Here is a 16,727-nt window from a genome sequence, read left to right as displayed (position 1 = left end):
TCGACATGACGTCGACCCTCGCCGCGCCCGGCATCGACACCGCCGCCAGCCCCGCCCGCGCCCTGGTCTGCCGCGCCTGTTCGGCGCGCTACCCGCTCGCCGCGCAGCACGCCTGCTACGAGTGTTTCGGCCCCCTCGAAGTCGACTACGACGCGGCGGCCCTGGCCCGGGTCACCCGCGAGCAGATCGAGGCCGGCCCGCAGAACCTCTGGCGGTACGCCGCCCTCCTGCCCGCCGGGCAGGACCCGGCGACCCGGGTGACCGTGGACTCGGGGCTGACCCCGCTGGTCGCCGCCGGCAACCTCGCCGCCGAGCTGGGCATCATCGCCCCCCTCTGGATCAAGGACGACAGCGCCAACCCCACCCACTCGTTCAAGGACCGGGTGGTGTCGGTGGCGCTCACCGCCGCCCGGGCGCTCGGCTTCACCCGCTTCGCCTGCGCGTCGACCGGCAACCTGGCCAACTCGGTCGCCGCCCACGCGGCCCGTGCCGGGGCCCCGTCGATCGTGTTCATCCCCAGCGACCTGGAGCCGGGCAAGGTGGTCACCACCGCCGTCTACGGCGGGGAGCTGGTCGCCATCGACGGCTCGTACGACGACGTGAACCGGCTCTGCGGCGAGCTGGTGGAGACCGACGAGTTCGAGGACACGGCCTTCGTCAACGTCAACGTCCGGCCCTACTACGCGGAGGGCTCCAAGACCCTCGGGTACGAGGTGGCCGAGCAGCTCGGCTGGCGGATCCCGGCCCAGGTGGTCATCCCGATGGCGAGCGGCGAGCTGCTCACCAAGATCGACAAGGCGTTCAGCGAGCTGGTCGAGATCGGCCTCGTCGAGGCCCCGGCCGGCGGCTGGAAGGTGTTCGGGGCGCAGTCGGCCGGCTGCAACCCGATCGCGGCGGCCCTGCACGCCGACACCGACACCATCACCCCGGTCAAGCCGACCGGCATCGCCAAGTCGCTGAACATCGGCGACCCCGCCGCCGGCCTCTACGCGCTGGAGGCCGTGCGGCGCACCGGCGGGTGGATGGAGTACGTCGACGACGACGAGATCCGCGCGGGCATCCGGCTGCTGGCCCGCACCACCGGGATCTTCGCCGAGACCGCCGGCGGGGTGACCGTGGCGGTGCTGCGCAAGTTGGTCGAGTCCGGCCGGCTCGACCCGACGGCGGAGACCGTCGTGTTCAACACCGGCGAGGGGCTCAAGACCATCGACGCCGTCGCCCCGCAGGTCGGCCCGACCCACCGGATCAAGCCCTCGCTGCGCGCCGCCCGCGACGCCGGCCTGCTCGGCTGAGTCCCCGTCCGGCCCGGGCCGCCGTGCCGGTCGAGACTTGATCGACGCCGGGTCGGCGACATGGGGGCATCCGCCCGCCGGGACACCCCCATGTCGCCGACATCGCGCGCCTTCACGAAGGGAACCGATCCGTCGGGTAACCGACGTTTTGCCCTCCGTACGCAAAAACCCGCCGCCGAGGACTTGACGGCAGGAACCGGACGGCGCAAGATGCTCCGTGCGGGAGGGCGTTTCGCCGTAGACTTTAAGTTCTTACGACCCAACGCCGGAGGCGTTGTGCGATCGTCCCTCCCGACCAACGTCCGATCGGGCCAGCGGAGAAATTCGCTGGCCCGATCGTCTTTCCCCGGCCACCCTCGGCCCATGCGCATCACCATCACCCCGATCGACCCGGCGGACCAGGGCGCGGTCGACGCGGCGTACGGAATCCGGGCCGCCGCCGACCAGGCGGACGTCCCCGACTTCCCGCCGCTGTGCCGGCGGCGCTTCGAGGCGGCGATCCGGCACCCGATGCCGGGCAACGCGCCGGTCTGGGCGCTCGCCCGGCTCGACGGCGCGCCGGCCGGCTACCTCGCCCTCGACCTGCCGCAGCTCGACAACACCGACAACGCCACCGTCGACCTGCTCGTGCACCCGACGCACCGGCGGCGCGGGGTCGGCCGGGCGCTGCACGCGCACGGCGTGGAGCTGCTGCGCGAGCGGGGGCGCAAGCGGGTGATCGGCGCGACCGTCGCGGCCCTGCCCGGCGGGCCGGCGCGCGGCGGGGCCGGCGAAGCGTTCGCCGCGGCGACGGGCGCGCGGGCGGTGCTCGCCGAGGTCCGCCGCCGCCTCGACACCACCCGGCTCGACCATGCCGCGCTCGACGCGGCGCTGGCCGACGCCCGGTCCCGCGCCGCCGGCTACCGCACGGTCCGCTGGCAGGGCGCGGCCCCGCAGGAGCTCGTCGCCGACGTCGCCCACCTCGACGGCCGGCTGATGGCCGACGCGCCCCTGGGCGAGATGGAGTGGGAGCCGGAGCGGGTCGACGTCGAGCGGATCCGGGGCGTCGAGCGGGCGTTGGACGCGCGGGGCCGCCGCCGCTACCACCACGGGGCGGTGCACGCCGCGTCCGGCCGGCTGGTCGCCTGGACGACGATCGACGTCGGCCCCAACGTGCCGTGGCATGCGTGGCAGCAGATCACCATCGTCGACCCGGCGCACCGGGGCCACCGGCTCGGGCTGCTCGTCAAGGTCGAGAACCTGCGGTACGCGCTCGCCCACGAGCCGGGGCTGCGCGCGGTGGACACCTTCAACGCGCAGGCCAACACGTACATGATCACCATCAACGAGGCGCTCGGGTTCCGCCCGGTCGACGCCTGGACCGACTGGCAGCTCACCCTCTGACCGCCGGCCGGCGGCGAGGGCGGCGGGCGGCCGGCGGCGTCCGCCGACCCTACTGCCCGCCCGTCGGCTGCGGCATGATGGCGGGCATGACGGAGACCCCGCATCCCGAGTACGACAAGCACGCCGACACCCTGCACCGGGCGCTGACCGCGATCACGGAGCGCGGGTACTGGTCCGCCTATCCCGAGTCACCCAGCCCCCGGGTCTACGGCGAGACCGCCGCCGCCGACGGCAAGGCCGCGTTCGAGGCGTACCTGAACGGCGACTTCCCGCTCGACCAGCCCGGCACCGGCGACCGGGTCGCCACCGAGGCCAGCCCCTTCGGGCTGGAGCTGAACGTGCGCTACCCGCACCCGGGCGCCGACGAGCTGGTGGCCGCCGCCTCCGCCGCCCTGCCCGCCTGGCGTGACGCCGGCCCGCAGGCCCGCGCGGGCGTCTGCCTGGAGATCCTCGACCGGCTGCACAAGCACGTCTTCGAGCTGGCCAACGCGGTGCAGTTCACCAGCGGCCAGGCGTTCGTGATGGCCTTCCAGGCCGGCGGCGCACACGCGCTGGACCGCGCCCTCGAAGCGGTCGCCTACGCGTACGCGGAGATGACCCGCCACCCGGGGACGGCCGGCTGGGAGAAGGCCGCCGGCAAGGGCGACCCGCTGCGGATGACCAAGACGTTCCACGTGGTGCCGCGCGGGGTGGCCCTGGTGATCGGCTGCAACACCTTCCCGACCTGGAACTCCTACCCCGGGCTGTTCGCCTCGCTGGTCACCGGCAACCCGGTGGTCGTCAAGCCGCACCCCCGCGCGGTGCTGCCGCTCGCGATCACCGTGAAGTACGCCCGCGAGGTGCTCGCCGAGGCCGGCTTCGACCCCAACCTGGTGCTGCTCGCCCCCGAGGCCCCCGGCGAGAAGCTCGCCACCACCCTCGCCCTGCACCCGGCCGTGAAGATCGTCGACTTCACCGGCTCGACCGAGTACGGCGACTGGCTGGAGGCCAACGCCCGGCAGGCGACGGTCTACACGGAGAAGGCCGGCCTGAACACGGTGGTGATCGACTCCACCGACGACTTCGCGGGGCTGTGCCGCAACCTCGGCTTCACGCTGACCCTCTACAGCGGCCAGATGTGCACCACCTCGCAGAACATCCTCATCCCGGCCGGGGGCATCGACACCGACCAGGGGCACAAGAGCTTCGACGAGGTGGCCGCCGGGATCGCCGCCGCCGTGGGCAAGCTCACCGCCGACCCGGCCCGGGGCGTCGAGCTGACCGGCGCGATCGTCAACGACGGGGTGCTGGAGCGCCTCGACGAGGTCGCCAAGGTCGGGGCGGCGGTGCTGGAGTCGCGTACCGTCGAGCACCCGGCCTTCCCCGGCGCGGTGGTGCGGACGCCGACCATCGTCAAGCTGGCCGCCGCCGACACCGCGACGTACGGCCGGGAGTGGTTCGGGCCGATCTCGTTCGTGATCGCCACCGACTCCACCGCGCACAGCCTGGAGCTCCTGCGCGCCACCGTTGGCGAGTCCGGGGCGCTGACCGCCGCCGTCTACTCGACCGACCCGGCGGTGCTGGACGCGGCCGAGGCGGCGGCGATCGACGTCGGGGTGCACCTGTCGTGCAACCTGACCGGCGGCGTCTTCGTCAACCAGTCGGCGGCGTTCTCCGACTTCCACGGCAGCGGCGCCAACGCGGCGGCGAACGCGGCGCTGACCGACGGCGCGTACGTGGCGAACCGGTTCCGCATCGTCCAGAGCCGCCGCCCCGCCTGAGGTGCAAGGAGGGGCCCCTTGTTAACGCATTCTGTTGTACAGGGGGCCCCTGCAAACGCCCCGCCTCACGCCGGGCGGCGCATCTGGAGCTCACGCAGGGCGGGGAGCCTCGGGTGCGGCACCCGCACGCCCGTGTCGACGAAGCCCAGCCTCCGGTACGCCCGGTAGGCGCGGTCGTTGCCGACGACGACCTCCAGCATCAGCTCCGGCCGACCGCACTCCCGGGACCAGGCGGCGACCCCCTCGATCAGCGCGGCGAGCAGCCCGGTGCCGCGCCGGGCCGGCGTGACGTAGACGGCGTAGACGACGGTGAGGCCGGGCTCGTCCGCCGAGACCGTCCCGCCGGCGTGCCCGAGGAGCCGCCCGGCGGGGCCGCCGGGCCGGTCCGCGCCGGGGTCGGCGACGAACTGGGCGGTGTGCCGGCCGCTGGCGACCGACGCGACGCGGGCCGCGTACTCGGCATGCGGGCGGGCGGCGGCCTCCGCCAGGGTCTCCAGGAAGGCCAGCGGCGCGTCGGCGATCATCTCCAGCCGCAGCGCCCGCATCCGGGCCGCGTCCGGCAGGGTCACCCGGCGTACGTCGGCTGCCCGTGCGACGGTGTCGGCCGTCCCCGTCGGGGCGCTGCCCGGGTCGGTCGGCGGGCGGGAAACTGCTGTCATCCCGCATACCTATCGCAGTGATGGTCGCCTATGGAGTGCCGGGTTGAGGTCGGTCCGTTATAGCCCTATTTGTGGCCGTGCGCCATCGTCACTCCTCGTGTAGCGTGCGATTTCGGTCACTGGTTTCCCGGTCGGCGCAGACGGGTGAAACCGGTGTTCCCGGGGCCGCCGGTTCCGTCGGCGTACCCGCTCGTGGAAGGCCGCGCGACGTTAGGAAGTGCACCGTGGCACAGGGCACCGTGAAGTGGTTCAACGCCGAGAAGGGCTACGGCTTCATCGCCGTCGACGGGGGGCAGGACGTCTTCGTCCACTTCTCCGCCATCGAGATGGACGGCTACAAGGCGCTGGACGACGGGCAGCGCGTCGAGTTCGAGATCGCCCAGGGGCAGAAGGGGCCGCAGGCCGAGCGCGTACGCGTCGTCGCCTGACCGCCCGACGCTGGGGCCCGCGGGCGGGCGGGCCGCCGGTGCTGGGCAGAGCGCGTCGCCCCGGGGCGGCGGAGGCGGGTCGGGCCAGGGAAGATCGTGAGCCGTTCCGGCGTCGCCGCTGAGGAGGGCCCATGTCCCAGCCACCCCCACCCGATCGATCCCTCCCGGGGCCCGAGGGGCCGGCTGCGGTCGGTCCGCCGCCCGTCCGGCACCCCACCGGGTTCCCGGCCCACCCGGGCCAGCAGCCCTATCCCGGCCAGCAACTTCACCCCGGCCGGCAGCCCCACCCCGGCCCGGCGCTACCGCCGGCACACGCCGCGCCGTACCCGCCGGGCCACCCCTTTCCGCCGGGCTACGCGGTGCCGTGGCCGCCACCCGGCTACGACCCGGCGGACCCGCTGGTCACCCTGCCCGGGGAAGGGCTGAGCGGGTGGTTCTCCCGGTGCTCCGGCACGCTGCGCCGCAGCTGGCGGCTGCTCGTGCCGGTCCTGGCCCTCACCCATGCCCTGCCGACGCTCCTGCTGCTGCTGGCGACCGTGCCGCTGTACCCGCTGCCGCCGCTGGAGCCCACCGCGCCCGGCGAGCCGCCGCCCCCGCTGCCCGACGGCTACCTCGCCGACCTCGGCGTCTTCCTCGCCGCGATGATCGGCCTCGGCTGCCTGCTCGGGTTCGTCCAGGCGGTCGGCTGGGCCGCCGGCACCCGCGTGGTGGCGCGGCAGGCCGCGGGCGAGCCGACGTCGGCGGGCGACGCCCTGGCGTACGGCCTGCGCCGGGCCCCGGCGCTGTGGGGCTGGACGGTGGTCTACGTCCTGCTCATGCTGGTCGGCTTCGTGCTGTGCTACCTGCCCGGCCTGTACGTGATGGCCGCGCTGAGCCTGTTCGGCCCGGTGCTGCTCTTCGAGGGCGGCGCGCCGCTCGGCCGGGCCCGGCAGCTGTTCCACGCCCGCCTCGGGCCCGTGCTCGGGCGGATCGCGCTGGTCGGGCTCGCCGCCTCCCTCGCGTCCATGGTCGTGGCCCCGATCCAGGTCGCCGCCCTCTTCTTCGCCGACCCTGCCGACGCCGCCTCGCTGGACGGCTGGAACGTCGCGTACGCCCTGGGCGCCGCCCTGGTCGCGGTCCCGGCCGCCCTGGTGTACCTGATCGGCCTGGTCGTCACGTACGCCGAGCAGCGGGCGTACGAGGGCCCGGTTACCGCCGCCCGGCTGGCGGGTGAAATCGGCTGAACCGGTGGGCCGGGTCGCGCTGGTCAGGCGGGGTCGACCCGGCCCGTCCGCCGCATCGTGCTTGCACTCGGCAGGGCAGAGTGCTAAACAAGTCATTGGCACTCGCCTTGGGTGAGTGCCAATGGTCGGGACGGTGGGGCCACGGCCGCACGGCGGAAATCCGTCGGGTGGCACATGGCCGGTCGTCGCGGGCTATCCGGCCCGGCCGAGGAGACGTCGTCGTCGCCAGGTGGCGACGTCCCAAGGTGCGTACACCAGGCGGCCCATCCGGGACACACACTCGGGTGGCCCGTGAGTGTCCAGGAGGACAACGCCGTATGGCCAAGATGATCGCGTTCGACGAAGAGGCTCGCCGCGGCCTCGAGCGGGGCATGAACCAGCTCGCCGACGCCGTGAAGGTGACCCTCGGCCCGAAGGGCCGCAACGTGGTGCTCGAGAAGAAGTGGGGTGCCCCCACCATCACCAACGATGGTGTGAGCATCGCCAAGGAGATCGAGCTCGAGGACCCGTACGAGAAGATCGGCGCCGAGCTGGTCAAGGAGGTCGCCAAGAAGACCGACGACGTTGCCGGTGACGGCACGACGACGGCGACCGTCCTGGCCCAGGCCCTGGTCCGCGAGGGCCTGCGCAACGTGGCCGCCGGCGCCAACCCGATGGCCCTGAAGCGGGGCATCGAGGCCGCCGTGGCCAGCGTCTCGGAGGAGCTGTCCAAGCTCGCCAAGGACGTCGAGACCAAGGAGCAGATCGCCTCCACCGCCTCCATCTCCGCCGGTGACAGCACCGTCGGCGAGATCATCGCCGAGGCGATGGACAAGGTCGGCAAGGAAGGCGTCATCACCGTCGAGGAGAGCAACACCTTCGGCCTGGAGCTTGAGCTCACCGAGGGCATGCGCTTCGACAAGGGCTACATCTCCGCGTACTTCATGACCGACCCGGAGCGCATGGAGGCCGTCTTCGACGAGCCTTACATCCTGATCGCCAACAGCAAGATCTCGTCGGTGAAGGACCTGCTCCCGATCCTGGAGAAGGTCATGCAGTCGGGCAAGCCGCTGCTGATCATCGCCGAGGACGTGGAGGGCGAGGCCCTGCCGACCCTGGTGGTCAACAAGGTCAAGGGCGTCTTCAAGTCCGCGGCCGTCAAGGCCCCCGGCTTCGGCGACCGCCGCAAGGCCATGCTGACCGACATCGCCATCCTCACCGGTGGCCAGGTCATCAGCGAGGAGCTCGGCCTCAAGCTGGAGGCCGCCGGCCTCGACATGCTGGGCCGCGCCCGCAAGGTCGTGGTGACCAAGGACGAGACCACCATCGTCGACGGTGCCGGCGACGCCGAGCAGATCCAGGGCCGGGTCAACCAGATCCGGGCCGAGATCGACAAGAGCGACTCCGACTACGACCGCGAGAAGCTGCAGGAGCGCCTGGCCAAGCTGGCCGGCGGTGTTGCGGTGATCAAGGTCGGCGCGGCCACCGAGGTCGAGCTGAAGGAGCGCAAGCACCGCATCGAGGACGCCGTCCGCAACGCGAAGGCCGCCGTCGAGGAGGGCATCGTCCCGGGTGGTGGCGTCGCGCTGGTGCAGGCCGGCAAGACCGCCTTCGACAAGCTGGACCTGACCGGCGACGAGGCGACCGGTGCGCAGATCGTCAAGATCGCGCTGGACGCCCCGCTGCGGCAGATCGCCGTCAACGCCGGCCTGGAGGGTGGCGTCGTCGTCGAGCGCGTCCGCAACCTGGACGCCGGCCACGGCCTCAACGCCGCCAGCGGCGAGTACGTGGACCTGCTGGCCGCCGGCATCATCGACCCGGCCAAGGTGACCCGGTCGGCGCTGCAGAACGCCTCGTCGATCGCGGCGCTCTTCCTCACCACCGAGGCCGTCGTCGCGGACAAGCCGGAGAAGACCCCGGCCGCCGCGGCTGGCCCGGGCGGCGGGGACATGGACTTCTGAGTCCAGCCCCACCCGAGTTCAGCTACACCGCACGTCGAAGGGGCGGGTCGCGTCAGCGGCCCGCCCCTTCCGCGTCGCGCCGGCCCAGAACCGCTGGTGCCCCCACCTCGGCGACACGCCCGCCGCCGGCTCTCACGTCGGCAGGGGCGGCTGGTCGCGTCGCCTCCCGGCCCGGCCGGACGGCCGGCGAATGCGGATCGGCTCGTCGACGCGGATCGGCTCGTCGACCAGGACCACCGGCTCCTCGGCCGCGAGCGCGTCGCCCCCGGCCATCTCCGCCAACTGCTCGGCGTCGCCGTAGTCCAGCCGGTCGAACGGCAGTTGCCCCGCGATCTCCTCGACCGGCACCCAGGCGGCGGGGCGCAGGTCGTCGGCCTGTGCGTCGTCCGTGGTCATCGCTGCCTCCTCACCTCGACGGTAGGTGGCCGTCGATGGCCGGGACGGTCGAACGGCGCTATCCGCCCCCGTGCCCGTTTCGGCCGCTGCTGCCGTCGGGGCGGGCGCGGGCGGGGGTGAGAAGGGGACCCCTCTCTACCGTATGCGTTAACAAGGGGCCCCTCCTTACCCCTCAGCGCGCCGCGCGGACAGCGGCGTACGCGTCGACCAGGCCGGCCCCGGTGATGTTCACGTCGCCGCCGCAGGCGTCCGCCGGCTTGCGGGAGGCGTACGTCGCCCCGGCCGGGACGGCGGTGTCGCGCAGGATCCGGCGGGTGCGCTCCAGGTCCCCGATCAGCGCCGGGTTCGCCGACCACATCAGCGCCACCACGCCCGCGACCTGCGGGGCCGCCATCGACGTGCCGTCCAGCGTGGCGTACCCGCCGCCCGGCATCGCGGAGAGCACCCTCACGCCCGGGGCGACCACATCCGGCTTCGCCGCGCCGGGCACCGGCCCCCGGCTGGAGAAGTCGGCGACCTGGCGGTCCCGGTCGGTCGCCCCGACGGTGAACACGTCCGGGTACGTCGCCGGCGGGTCCTCGATCGACCGGCAGTACGGCCCCGTGTTGCCGGCCGCCGCGACCACGAAGATGCCGGCCGCGTCCAGCGCGTCGGCCGCCGGCCGCAGCGCCGCCGGGTCGCAGCCCTCGATCGGCGGGCAGCCCCACGAGTTCGTCAGCACCTGCGGGGCCCGCTCCGGACGCCCGTCGGTGAACGGGTCGCCGCCCGCCGGGAACGGGGCCAGCATGAACTGGAGGCAGTCGAGGTAGCGCGCCGGGCTGCCGAGGTTGCGGTCCAGGTTGACGCAGCCGACCCAGCTCGCCCCGGGGGCCACCCCGATCCCGTCCCGCCCGACGGCGCTGCCCGTCGTGTGGGTGCCGTGGCCGCCCTGGTCGGTCGGCGCGCGGGTGTGGTCCCACGGGTCGTACCAGGAGTCGTCGCCGCCCCGGAAGCCGTCGGCCAGCGCCGGGTGCCGCCCGTCCACCCCGGAGTCGGAGCTGCCCACCACGATGCCGGCCCCGGTCACGCCGAGCTGCGACCAGACCCGGTCGGCGCGGAGCAGGGAGACGTTCCAGGCCGGCCCGGAGGGTGCCGGCTGATCGCCCCGGCTGGTCGGTGCCCCGGCCGGCAGCGGGCGCAGCCGCTGGCTCAGCAGCACCCGGTCCACCTCCGGGCGGCGCGACAACCAGGCCCGCACCGCCGGCCCGCCGTCCACCTCGATCGCGTTGACCAGGTAGTACGGCGTCGGGTCGAGCCCCAGCCGGCTCAGGTCGCGGCGCAGCCCCGCCTGGGTGCGCTCGGCCGTGGCGACCAGCCGCCGGTAGACCTCCCGGGCGCGGGCGTCCCGGCCCGCCTGACCCGCCCCGCCGGCCGGCACGCCGCCCAGGTCGGCCTGCTCGCGCAGCACCACCAGCAACCGCTCGCCGTGCAGGCCGGGCTGGCCGGGGCCGAGGTGGACCAGCGCCGCCCCGGCGAGCAGCACCCCGGCGGTCGCCGCCGCCACCGGCCGGCTCGGCGCGCGGCCACGCGGGCGGGCCAGCAGCACGCCGTACGCGACCGCCAGGAGCGCGGCCACCGCGAGCCCGGCGGCGGCCGCGACCGCCACCCAGAACGGCACGTCCCGGGTGGTCGCCAGGAGCAGGGTGATCTCCTCCGGGTCGGCGAAGGCCAGCGGCCCGAACGCGGCGAGCCCGACCAGCCAGCGCACGGGCGCGGTGCCGGCGGGCCGGCCGGCCCGCAGCGCGGGAGCCTGGAGGGCGGCCAGCGCGAAGCCGAGCGGCGGCAGGGTCAGCAGGGCGGGCAGCTGCGCGCCGGACTGCCCGGTGCCGGCGGCGAGCAGCAACAGCGTCACCCCGGCCACCAGGCCGCCGACCAGCACCAGCCGCGCCGGCCGGTGCGGCGGCCCGCCCGCGAGGTGCGCCCAGAACCGGGCGCCGAGCAGCGCCCCGGCGAGGACGCCGACGGCCGCCGCGGCCGCCGCCGCGAGCACGGTCTCCAGCAGCCCGCCGAGCGCGCCGAACCACGCCCAGGGCAGCAGCGTCGCCAGCCCGGCGGCCACCGCCAGCCAGGTCACGGCCGGTGGGGCCGCTGGAACGGGCCCGGCCGGGCCCGTGGCGGCAGCGGGCGCGGGGCCCCGGACCAGCCGGGGCAGCACCACGGCGAGCAGGGCGGCCGTCGCCGCCAGCGCGGCCAGGTACGCCTCGTGGTGCACCGGCGGCAGGGCGCGCAGGCCGGTGAGCGCGCCGAGGGCGAGCAGCCCGGCGAGCCAGGCGCGGCCGGTGGCCCGGACCGCCCCGGAGCGGGGCAGCAGGGCCAGCAGCAGCGCCGGCACCCCGGCCAGCAGCACCGTCACGGCGGCGGCCACCGGCCACAGCCAGACCACCCGGTCCAGGCCGGTGGCGAGCCGGACCTGGTCGGCCAGCCAGCCGACCAGCTCACCCGGCACGGCGACCGCGACCGTCCAGCACCCGAGGAGCACCGCCGCCACCACGGGCCACGGGCCGGGGCGGGCCGGCGGGACGGCCACGGGCGGAAAGGGACGACCTGCGTACGGACCGACCTCCATGCCCCGACAGTACGGCCGGATCACGACATGCCGCGTGGTGGCCACGGCGGTTACGGTGGACGGGTGCGTGACCCCAACGTCTCCCGAAGCGTCGCCGGCCAGCTCTCCCCGGCGCGCCGCGCCGCCGACCTGCGGCGACTGCGCGCCGAGCGGTTCGACGTCCTGGTGATCGGCGGTGGCGTCACCGGCGCCGGCGCGGCGCTGGACGCCGCCTCCCGGGGCCTGAAGGTGGCCCTGGTGGAGGCGCGCGACTTCGCCGCCGGCACCTCCAGCCGGTCCAGCAAGCTGATCCACGGCGGCCTGCGCTACCTGGAGCAGTTGGAGTTCCACCTGGTCCACGAGGCGCTCACCGAGCGGGGGCTGCTCGCCACCCGGCTCGCCCCGCACCTGGTCCGGCCGGTGCCGATCCTGGTCCCGCTGCCCGCCGGCAAGGGCGTGCGCGACCTGCCCGGCCGCACCTTCCGCCGCTCCTACTACGGCCTCGGCGTGGCCGCGTACGACGCGTTCGCCGGGCTGTTCGGGGGCGGGCGGGGGATGCCGCTGCACCGGCACCTCAGCAGGGAGGGCGCGCGGCGGATCTTCCCGAGCCTGCGCGCCGACGGCCTCGCCGGGGCGATCCGCTACTACGACGGGCAGGTCGACGACGCCCGGCTGGTGGTCACCCTGGCCCGCACCGCCGCCAGCCTGGGTGCGACGGTGGTCACCAGCACCCGCGCCGTCGGCCTCGTCCGGCAGGCGCGCGAGGTGACGGGGGTCCGGGTCCGCGACCTGGAGGCGCCGCCCGGCTCACCGGACGCCGAGTTCGAAGTACGCGCCCGCACCGTCGTCGCCGCGACCGGCGTGTGGACCGACGACATGTCGCGGATGCTCAACGACGTCGGGCTGCGCCGGGGCGTCCGGGTCCGGGCGTCGAAGGGGGTGCACCTCGTGGTGCCCCGCTCGGCGATCACCGGCGAGACGGGCCTGATCCTGCGCACCGCCACCAGTGTGTTGTTCGTCATCCCCTGGGGCGGGCACTGGATCATCGGCACCACCGACACCGACTGGCGGCTCGACCGGTCCCACCCTGCCGCGTCGGCCCGCGACATCGCCTACCTGCTGGAGCAGGTCAACACGGTGCTGGACCGGCCGCTGACCACCGACGACATCGAGGGCGTCTACGCCGGCCTGCGGCCGCTGCTGGCCGGCGAGGCGGACTCCACCTCCAAGCTGTCCCGGGAACACGCGGTGGTCGAGCCCATGCTCGGGCTGCTGCTCGTCGCCGGGGGCAAGTACACGACGTACCGGGTGATGGCCTCCGACGTGGTGGACCGCGCGGCCCGCCGGCTCGGCGGGGTCCGCCCGTCCCGCACGGCCGACCTGCCGCTGCTCGGCGCCGACGGGTACGCCGCGATGTGGCGGGACCGGGCCGACCTGGCCCGCCGGCACGGGGTGCCGGTCGGCGTGGTCGAGCACCTGCTGGAGCGCTACGGCACCCTCACCCTCGACCTGTTGGCGCTGGTCGACGCCGATCCGCTGCTCGCCTCCCCGCTGGCCGGCGCGCCGGAATACCTGGCGGCCGAGGTGACGTACGCGGCCCGCGCCGAGGGGGCGCTGCACCTGGAGGACGTGCTGACCCGGCGTACCCGGATCTCCTTCGAGACGGCCCACCGCGGCCTGGAGTCGGCCGAGCACACCGCCGAGCTGATGGGCGCGGTGCTGGGTTGGGACGCGGCGACCCGGGCGCGTGAGGTCGCGCACTACCGGGCCCGGGTGGAGGCGGAGCGGGAGTCGCAGCTCATGCCGGACGACGCGACGGCGGACGCGGCCCGGCTCGGCGCGCCGGACGTGCGCGGCTTCGCGGCGGACCGGGGCGCCGACGGCGATCCGGTCGAACTCCCGTCGTCCCCCCGGTAGCCGAACCCGTACCGGAGGGCGGTCCACCCCTGTCCGGCCGCTCGGCCGGTACCCGACGGCACCATGATCGGGTACGTTCCGGCGCGTGATCCGCCCTTTCCGCGCGCGTTCGATCATCCCGTTGGCCGCCGGTGCCCTGCTCGTCGGGGCGCTCGCCGCCTGCTCGACGGTCGGGCCGGTCCGCCGGGCCGGCACGGCGACCGCCCCGCCGCCCGACGGGTCGCCGGCATCCCCGGCCGGTGGCGCGGCGGCCGGCGGGCCGGTGCGGGTGGAACTGGTGCAGAAGCACGGCCAGGACGGCCCGGTGCGGACGCTGTCCGTCCAGCCCGACGGGCGGTGGGACTGCGCCAACTGCGCCGGCGACGACGTCCGGTCGTCCGGGCAGCTCGCCCCCGAGCAGACGCAGCGGCTGCGCGCGCTGCTCACCGACGAGCGGCTGGCCGCCGAGACCGACAAGGCCCGGGGCTACCGGGTGAGCTGCATCGACGCCCTGACGTCCGTGCTGGTCACCACGCCGGGCCCGATCACGATCGAGGACTGCCCGGGGGAGGAGCGGCCACCCCTGGGCTACGAGATCCTGCTGCTGCTCACCCAGGCCACCCCGGCGGAGGCCACCGCCTGAGGCCGGGCCCAGGACCGCGTCAGAGCACCTTGCCGGGGTTGAACAGCCCCGTCGGGTCGAGCGCCGACCTGATCGCCTGGTGCACCCGCACCCCGACCGGCCCGATCTCCCGGGCCAGCCAGTCCCGCTTGAGCAGCCCCACCCCGTGCTCGCCGGTGCAGGTGCCGCCCAGCTCCAGCCCGAGCCGCATGATCTCGTCGAACGCCCGCCGGCCCCGCTCCACGCTCGCCGGGTCGGCGCGGTCGACCACGATGTTCGGGTGCAGGTTGCCGTCGCCGGCGTGCCCCACCACCCCGATCGGCACGGCGCACTCCTCGGCGATGCGGGCCACCCCGTCCAGCAGCTCGGCGAGCGCCCCGCGCGGCACCGCCACGTCGTCGATGACCAGCCCTCCGTTGCCACCCGGGTACGTGTCGGCGGCGAACTTCTCCATCGCCGGGTGGGCCAGCCGGCGGGCCTGGAGCAGCGCCGCCGCCTCCACGGCGTCGGTGGCCGCGTACACCTCGTCGGCACCGGCGGCCTCGCACACCTCGGCGATCCTCGCCAGGTCGTCGGCGGCCCGCGAACCGGTGTCCACGGCGGCCAGCAGCAGCGCCTGCGCGTCGGTGCGCAGCCCCATCGGCTGGTACGCCTCGATGGCCCGCAGGTGGGTGCGGTCGAGCAGCTCCAGCAGGCTCGGGGTGAGGCCCTTCGCGGCGATCTGGGCCACCGCCGTGCCGGCGTCCGCCGTCGAGTCGAAGACGGCGACCAGGGTGAGCGACTCCTCCGGCGCGGGCCGCAGCGCCACGGTCACCTCCGTGATCACCCCGAGGGTGCCCTCCGAGCCGACGAAGAGCCGGGTCAGGTCGTAGCCCGCGACGCCCTTGGCGGTGCGCCGCCCGGTGCGCAGCACCTCGCCGGAGGCGAGCACCACCTCCAGGCCCAGCACGTACTCGGTGGTCACGCCGTACTTGACGCAGCACATGCCGCCCGCGTTGGTGGCGACGTTGCCGCCGATCGTGGACGACTCCCAGGAGCCCGGGTCCGGCGGATAGTAGAGCCCCTCCCGGCGCACCGCCCCGGCCAGTGTCGCGTTCACCACACCGGGCTGGACCACGGCGATCCGCGCCACCGGGTCGATCTCCAGGATCCGGTCCATCGCCACCGTGCTCAGCACCACCGCGCCGTCCACCGCGTTCGCCGCGCCCGCCAGCCCGGTCCGCGCCCCCTGCGGCACCACGGGTACGCCGTGCCGGGCCGCCGCCCGGACCACGCCGGCCACCTGCGCGGTGTCACGGGGGCGGACCACCACCAGCGGCGTGCCCGAGGCGCACAGGTCGGCCTCGTCCCGCTCGTGCATCCGCAGCAGGTCGGGGTCGGTCAGGACGGCGGCGTCGCCGAGGAGGGCACGCAGGTCAGCGAGGAGAGGGGATCCGGCCATGCAGGAGAGGCTAACCGGCGGCTAGGTTGGCGGCCATGCTGTATGTGGACCGGCCCGCCTGGCCGGCGCGCGGGCGCCTCTGGTCCCACCTGATCAGCGACGTCTCCGCCGCCGAGCTGCACGTCTTCGCCGAGATGCTGGGCGTGCCCCGGCGAGCGTTCGACCGGGACCACTACGACATCCCCGCCGAGCGGTACCGGATGGCGGTGCTTCTCGGCGCGCGGGTCGTGCCGAGTCGCGACCTGGTCCGCCTCCTGCGCGCGGCGAACCTGCGCCGCCCCAAACACCTGCACGTCCCCTGATCACCCGGGCGAGGGGGCGAGGGCGGTCAGTTCGCGGGTGAGGTTGGCGTGGGCCTGCGGGGTCCAGTGGGTGTGCAGATGGGGGTGGCGGTAGAGGGTGGGCAGGGACAGGAGCTGGTCCAGGATCCTCGCGCGGCCCCGGCGGAAGTCCCCGTCCGGCACGTGCGCGTACTCCTGCCGGACGGCCGCGGCGTAGCGGTCGTACTCCTCGGGCGTCCCGGCCAGCACGGCCAGGTCGGCGTCGCAGAGCAGCGCCCCGTCGCGGTCGTCGGCGGCGACCGCGTGCCCGGCGGTGAGCAGCACCAGCCGGCGCACCTCGGCCACCGCCGCCGCCGGCACCCCGAGCCCGGTGAGCAGCCCCTCGGCGAGGTCGGCGCTGGCCCGCTCGTTGGCGTCCCCCGCAGTGCGCGGGTCGTAGACCGCGTCGTGGCACCAGGCGGCGAGGCGGACCAGGTCCGGACGGTCGGCGAAGCCGGCGTACGCGTCGACCACGTCGAGGACGGCGGTCAGGTGCCGGACGGTGTGGTAGCGGCGGTGCGGCTCCCGCCAGCGGGCCAGCAGCTCCTGCCCGGCGCGGGTCAGCGCGGGGCCGTCGGGTGCGCCAGCGTCCCGGACCGCCGCCCGCCACCGGTCCACCAGGCCGGCCCCCCGCCCGTCGTCCGCCTCGGCCGCCCGGTCGTCGTGCGGGTCGGGCACCCGGGCGTCGTCCAGCTCCGTCACCCGGTCGAGTCTGCCGCAGCGGGCGAGGATTCACCGGCCCCGCCGCGGGTAGTCCCCGCCATGGCCGTGGCCCGGGACCGC

Annotated in this window: 14 protein-coding genes; 9 read left to right on the top strand and 5 right to left on the bottom strand. The window is 75.0% G+C overall.

The window, feature by feature from the left end:
- Nucleotides 1-5 precede the first annotated feature (5 nt).
- The 3 genes from thrC (at nt 6) to paaN (ending at nt 4,435) form a co-directional block, all read left to right on the top strand.
- Entirely contained in the window at nt 6-1,292 is a 1,287-nt protein-coding gene (thrC, locus tag ACVMYR_RS13815; RefSeq protein ID WP_457121945.1) for a threonine synthase, read from the top strand.
- 363 nt (nt 1,293-1,655) lie between these two features.
- Entirely contained in the window at nt 1,656-2,675 is a 1,020-nt protein-coding gene (locus ACVMYR_RS13810) for an N-acetyltransferase family protein (RefSeq protein ID WP_457121944.1), read from the top strand.
- Between the two features lie 86 nt (nt 2,676-2,761).
- Entirely contained in the window at nt 2,762-4,435 is a 1,674-nt protein-coding gene (gene paaN, locus ACVMYR_RS13805) for a phenylacetic acid degradation protein PaaN (RefSeq protein WP_457121943.1), read from the top strand.
- Nucleotides 4,436-4,500: 65 nt separating this feature from the next.
- On the opposite strand, the gene ACVMYR_RS13800 is transcribed toward paaN, so the two are convergent.
- On the bottom strand, nt 4,501-4,980 hold the full coding sequence (locus ACVMYR_RS13800; protein WP_457122054.1) for a GNAT family N-acetyltransferase: 480 nt from the start codon (nt 4,978-4,980) through the stop codon (nt 4,501-4,503).
- Nucleotides 4,981-5,318: 338 nt separating this feature from the next.
- Here ACVMYR_RS13800 and ACVMYR_RS13795 point away from each other — a divergent pair, with 338 nt between their 5' ends.
- The 3 genes from ACVMYR_RS13795 (at nt 5,319) to groL (ending at nt 8,685) form a co-directional block, all read left to right on the top strand.
- Entirely contained in the window at nt 5,319-5,522 is a 204-nt protein-coding gene (locus ACVMYR_RS13795; protein ID WP_007073263.1) for a cold-shock protein, read from the top strand.
- A 131-nt stretch (nt 5,523-5,653) separates the two neighbouring features.
- Nucleotides 5,654-6,745, top strand: a complete 1,092-nt coding sequence (locus ACVMYR_RS13790; RefSeq protein WP_457121942.1) for a hypothetical protein — start codon at nt 5,654-5,656, stop codon at nt 6,743-6,745.
- Between the two features lie 317 nt (nt 6,746-7,062).
- Entirely contained in the window at nt 7,063-8,685 is a 1,623-nt protein-coding gene (gene groL / locus ACVMYR_RS13785) for a chaperonin GroEL (protein ID WP_043965179.1), read from the top strand.
- Nucleotides 8,686-8,817: 132 nt separating this feature from the next.
- On the opposite strand, the gene ACVMYR_RS13780 is transcribed toward groL, so the two are convergent.
- The gene (locus ACVMYR_RS13780; RefSeq protein WP_077938125.1) at nt 8,818-9,081 is read right to left on the bottom strand and encodes a hypothetical protein; all 264 of its coding nucleotides are present in this window, start codon (nt 9,079-9,081) and stop codon (nt 8,818-8,820) included.
- A gap of 172 nt (nt 9,082-9,253) precedes the next feature.
- Nucleotides 9,254-11,686 carry a S8 family serine peptidase gene (locus ACVMYR_RS13775; protein ID WP_457121941.1) on the bottom strand — a complete coding sequence of 811 codons (2,433 nt, stop codon included), beginning with the start codon at nt 11,684-11,686 and terminating at the stop codon, nt 9,254-9,256.
- A 27-nt stretch (nt 11,687-11,713) separates the two neighbouring features.
- Between ACVMYR_RS13775 and ACVMYR_RS13770 the strand changes: the two genes are divergently transcribed.
- A complete protein-coding gene (locus tag ACVMYR_RS13770) occupies nt 11,714-13,582 on the top strand; it encodes a glycerol-3-phosphate dehydrogenase/oxidase (RefSeq protein WP_077938126.1) in 1,869 nt (622 codons plus the stop codon).
- An 85-nt stretch (nt 13,583-13,667) separates the two neighbouring features.
- Nucleotides 13,668-14,204 (top strand): hypothetical protein, encoded by a 537-nt coding sequence (locus ACVMYR_RS13765; protein ID WP_091277871.1) that lies wholly within the window; start codon nt 13,668-13,670, stop codon nt 14,202-14,204.
- A gap of 19 nt (nt 14,205-14,223) precedes the next feature.
- Here ACVMYR_RS13765 and ACVMYR_RS13760 read toward each other — a convergent pair whose 3' ends face one another.
- Nucleotides 14,224-15,624, bottom strand: coding sequence for an FAD-binding oxidoreductase (locus ACVMYR_RS13760; protein WP_091277869.1), 1,401 nt, complete (start codon nt 15,622-15,624; stop codon nt 14,224-14,226).
- A gap of 35 nt (nt 15,625-15,659) precedes the next feature.
- Here ACVMYR_RS13760 and ACVMYR_RS13755 point away from each other — a divergent pair, with 35 nt between their 5' ends.
- Nucleotides 15,660-15,926 (top strand): DUF4031 domain-containing protein, encoded by a 267-nt coding sequence (locus ACVMYR_RS13755; RefSeq protein WP_077938129.1) that lies wholly within the window; start codon nt 15,660-15,662, stop codon nt 15,924-15,926.
- Here the strand turns inward: ACVMYR_RS13755 and ACVMYR_RS13750 are convergent, their stop codons facing one another.
- The gene (locus tag ACVMYR_RS13750; protein ID WP_457122053.1) at nt 15,927-16,565 is read right to left on the bottom strand and encodes an HD domain-containing protein; all 639 of its coding nucleotides are present in this window, start codon (nt 16,563-16,565) and stop codon (nt 15,927-15,929) included. It lies immediately after the preceding gene.
- Nucleotides 16,566-16,727: the final 162 nt, after the last annotated feature.

It is taken from the genome of Micromonospora sp. PTRAS2, assembly GCF_054052245.1.
Note: the sequence above shows the minus strand (reverse complement) of the source record. Positions and strands in the feature narration are given on the sequence as shown.

Excerpts from the sequence above, each read along its gene's own strand:
- thrC (WP_457121945.1), top strand. The coding sequence starts at position 6 with ATGACGTCGACCCTCGCCGCGCCCGGCATCGACACCGCCGCCAGCCCC.
- ACVMYR_RS13810 (WP_457121944.1), top strand. The coding sequence starts at position 1,656 with ATGCGCATCACCATCACCCCGATCGACCCGGCGGACCAGGGCGCGGTC.
- paaN (WP_457121943.1), top strand. The coding sequence starts at position 2,762 with ATGACGGAGACCCCGCATCCCGAGTACGACAAGCACGCCGACACCCTG.
- ACVMYR_RS13800 (WP_457122054.1), bottom strand. The coding sequence starts at position 4,980 with ATGCGGGCGCTGCGGCTGGAGATGATCGCCGACGCGCCGCTGGCCTTC.
- ACVMYR_RS13790 (WP_457121942.1), top strand. The coding sequence starts at position 5,654 with ATGTCCCAGCCACCCCCACCCGATCGATCCCTCCCGGGGCCCGAGGGG.
- groL (WP_043965179.1), top strand. The coding sequence starts at position 7,063 with ATGGCCAAGATGATCGCGTTCGACGAAGAGGCTCGCCGCGGCCTCGAG.
- ACVMYR_RS13780 (WP_077938125.1), bottom strand. The coding sequence starts at position 9,081 with ATGACCACGGACGACGCACAGGCCGACGACCTGCGCCCCGCCGCCTGG.
- ACVMYR_RS13775 (WP_457121941.1), bottom strand. The coding sequence starts at position 11,686 with ATGGAGGTCGGTCCGTACGCAGGTCGTCCCTTTCCGCCCGTGGCCGTC.
- ACVMYR_RS13770 (WP_077938126.1), top strand. The coding sequence starts at position 11,714 with ATGCCGCGTGGTGGCCACGGCGGTTACGGTGGACGGGTGCGTGACCCC.
- ACVMYR_RS13760 (WP_091277869.1), bottom strand. The coding sequence starts at position 15,624 with ATGGCCGGATCCCCTCTCCTCGCTGACCTGCGTGCCCTCCTCGGCGAC.
- ACVMYR_RS13755 (WP_077938129.1), top strand. The coding sequence starts at position 15,660 with ATGCTGTATGTGGACCGGCCCGCCTGGCCGGCGCGCGGGCGCCTCTGG.